At 61.4% G+C, this 3527-nt stretch carries 4 protein-coding genes; all 4 read left to right on the forward strand.

The window, feature by feature from the left end; translation table 11 throughout:
• A partial coding sequence (locus tag AC1D0Z_RS17835) for a CTP synthase (RefSeq protein ID WP_477659537.1) occupies positions 1-992 on the forward strand: 992 nt, incomplete at its 5' end.
• A gap of 2 nt (positions 993-994) precedes the next feature.
• A complete protein-coding gene (gene kdsA / locus AC1D0Z_RS17840; protein WP_477659538.1) occupies positions 995-1852 on the forward strand; it encodes a 3-deoxy-8-phosphooctulonate synthase in 858 nt (285 codons plus the stop codon).
• Between the two features lie 33 nt (positions 1853-1885).
• Complete coding sequence (locus tag AC1D0Z_RS17845) at positions 1886-2191, forward strand: DUF1330 domain-containing protein (protein WP_457278940.1); 306 nt, start codon at positions 1886-1888, stop codon at positions 2189-2191.
• A gap of 25 nt (positions 2192-2216) precedes the next feature.
• Positions 2217-3500: a phosphopyruvate hydratase gene (eno, locus tag AC1D0Z_RS17850; protein WP_477659539.1), complete on the forward strand. Its 1284-nt coding sequence runs from the start codon at positions 2217-2219 to the stop codon at positions 3498-3500.
• Positions 3501-3527: the final 27 nt, after the last annotated feature.

Below are 3527 nucleotides of genomic sequence, written 5' to 3' on the forward strand. Positions count from 1 at the left end.
TTCCTGAATGGGGCGTGATCTCCATGTGGGATGTCGACACGATTTACAAAGTCCCCCGCATGTTGCACGAGCAAGGCCTGGACGGCCTGATCTGCGACAAGCTGCGCCTGAACACCCCGCCAGCCAACCTCAAGCGCTGGGACGACCTGGTCTACGAAACCGAGCACCCGCAGACCGAAGTGCACATCGCCATGGTCGGCAAATATGTCGACCTGTCTGACAGCTACAAGTCGCTCAATGAAGCGTTGCGCCACGCCGGCATGAAGAACCATGCCAAAGTGGTCATCGAATATGTGGACTCCGAAACCATCACGCCAGACAACGTCTCGCGCCTGGCGCGTTTTGACGGCATCCTGGTGCCCGGCGGCTTCGGCATACGCGGCGTCGAAGGCAAGATCTGCGCGGCCCGCTTCGCCCGCGAGCAGAAGATGCCTTACCTGGGCATCTGCCTGGGCATGCAAGTGGCCACCATCGAATTTGCGCGCCACGTTGCCGGCCTCAAGGACGCCAACAGCACCGAGTTCGACCCGGCAACACCGCACCCGGTGATTGCGCTGATTACCGAGTGGAAAGACGCCGACGGCACCATCAAGACACGCGACGCCAAATCCGACCTGGGCGGCACCATGCGCCTGGGTGCGCAAAGCTCGGACGTCGCCAAGGGCACGCTGGCCCACAAGATTTATGGCGACGTGGTGACCGAGCGTCACCGCCATCGTTATGAGGCCAATGTGAATTACCTCGATGCCCTGCGCGCATCGGGCCTGGTCATTTCCGCGCTGACCCAGCGCGAACAACTCACCGAGATCGTCGAACTGCCGCAAGACGTCCACCCCTGGTTTGTCGGCGTGCAATTCCACCCCGAGTTCAAGTYCACCCCCTGGGACGGCCACCCGCTGTTCAATGCCTATATCGCGGCCGTACTCAAGCAGCGCGCCACAGCAGGCCAGGACCCGAAAGCTGCGGCCAAGCCTCTCAAGGCGGTAGCCTGACCATGAAACTCTGCGGATTTGACATTGGCCTGAATCACCCGTTTTTCCTCATCGCCGGCCCCTGCGTGGTGGAGTCCGAGCAGCTGCAGATGGACACCGCCGGCACGCTCAAGGAAATCACTTCCTCACTGGGCATTCCCTTTATCTTCAAAAGCAGTTTCGACAAGGCCAATCGCACCAGCGAGACGGCCTTTCGCGGGCTGGGCACGGAGAAAGGACTGGAGATTCTGGCCAAGGTCAAAAAGGACATTGGCGTACCGGTGCTGACCGACATCCACTCCGAAGACCAGATCGCGCAGGTTGCCAAGGTCGTCGATGTGCTGCAAACACCGGCGCTGCTGTGCCGCCAGACCGACTTCATCCACGCCGTCGCGCTGTCCGGCCTGCCGGTCAATATCAAGAAGGGCCAGTTCATGGCCCCCGGCGACATGAAGAACGTCATCGACAAGGCGCGCGCGGCCGTCAAGGCGGCCGGTCTGCCGGAAGACAACTTCATGGCCTGCGAACGCGGCGCCAGCTTTGGCTATAACAACCTGGTCAGCGACATGCGCAGCCTGGCCATCATGCGCGAGACCAACGCGCCGGTCGTGTTTGACGCGACCCACTCGGTGCAACTGCCCGGCGGCCAGGGCACCAGCAGCGGCGGCGTGCGCGAGATGGTGCCGGTGCTGGCGCGTGCCGCAGTGGCCGTCGGCGTGTCTGGCCTGTTCATGGAAACCCACCCCGACCCGGCCAAGGCCCTGTGTGACGGTCCCAACGCTGTGCCGCTCAAGCACATGAAGGCGCTGCTGGAAACACTGCTCGAGCTGGATCGTGTCACCAAGAAAAACGGCTTCCTCGAAAACAACTTCAACGCCTGAGCCGGCAATCCATCCCCAGAAGCCACACAAGCCATGACATTCGCCTACATCATTGTCGACATGAAGATCACCGACCCCGAGCAGTACAAGCAGTACATGGCGGCCGCTCCCGCTGCGGTGGCAGCCGCCGGGGGTGAATACCTGGTGCGCGGTGGCAAGTTTGAGGCACTGGAAGGCACCTGGCAACCCGCACGCGTCGCCATGCTGCGCTTCCCCAGCTACGAAAAGGCCAAGGCCTTTTATGACGACGAGATGTACCGCGCCGCACGTGCCAAGCGTGCTGGTGCCACCGAGTTTTTCAATATGGTCCTGGTCGAAGGCGTTGCCGCCCCGGTCTGATCCCTCTCTACAAAAAAGGAACCTAATGAGCGCAATTGTTGATATCGTCGGCCGCGAAATTCTCGACAGCCGTGGCAACCCTACCGTTGAGTGCGACGTGCTGCTGGAATCCGGCGTCATGGGCCGTGCTGCAGTGCCTTCGGGCGCGTCCACCGGTTCGCGTGAAGCCATTGAGCTGCGCGACGGCGACAAGTCGCGCTACCTCGGCAAGGGCGTGCTCAAGGCCGTCGAACACATCAACACCGAAATCTCCGAAGCCGTGCTGGGCCTGGACGCCAGCGAACAAGCCTTCCTGGACCGCACGCTGATCGACCTGGACGGCACCGACAACAAATCCCGCCTGGGCGCTAACGCCACGCTGGCCGTCAGCATGGCCGTGGCCCGTGCAGCGGCTGAAGAAGCCGGCCTGCCCCTGTACCGCTACTTCGGCGGCAGCGGCGCCATGCAAATGCCTGTCCCCATGATGAATGTGGTTAACGGCGGTGCACACGCCAACAACAACCTGGACCTGCAGGAACTGATGATCATTCCGGTCGGCGCGCCCAGCTTCCGTGAAGCCGTGCGTTACGGCGCCGAGGTCTTTCACGCCCTCAAGAAAATCCTGCACGACAAGGGCATGAGTGTGGCCGTTGGTGACGAAGGCGGTTTTGCCCCCAATGTGGCCAACCACGAAGCCGCAATCCAGATGATTCTGGAAGCCATCGACGCGGCTGGTTATGTGGCCGGTGAGCAAATCGCCCTGGGCCTCGATTGCGCAGCATCGGAGTTCTACAAGGACGGCAAATACGTCCTGGGCGCCGAAGGCCTGAGCCTGGATGCCACCGAATGGACCAACATCCTGGCCACCTGGGTCGACAAATACCCCATCATCAGTATCGAAGACGGCATGGCCGAAGGCGACTGGGATGGCTGGAAAATACTGACCGAACGCCTGGGCAAAAAAGTGCAGCTGGTCGGTGACGACCTGTTTGTGACCAACACCAAGATCCTGAAGGAAGGCATCGACAAGCAGATCGCCAACTCCATCCTCATCAAGATCAACCAGATCGGCACGCTGACTGAAACCTTCGCCGCCATCGAGATGGCCAAGCGCGCCGGCTACACCGCCGTCATCAGCCACCGCTCGGGCGAAACCGAAGACTCCACGATTGCCGATATCGCCGTGGGCACCAATGCGGGCCAGATCAAGACCGGCTCGCTCTCGCGTTCGGACCGCATSGCCAARTACAACCAGCTGCTGCGCATCGAAGAAGACCTGGGTGACATYGCGWCCTACCCWGGCCGCGACGCCTTCTACAACCTCAAGTAGATGGCCCCCACGCTTTTCACTTCGCCT

The sequence above is a fragment of the Polaromonas sp. P1_E3 genome, assembly GCF_056405935.1.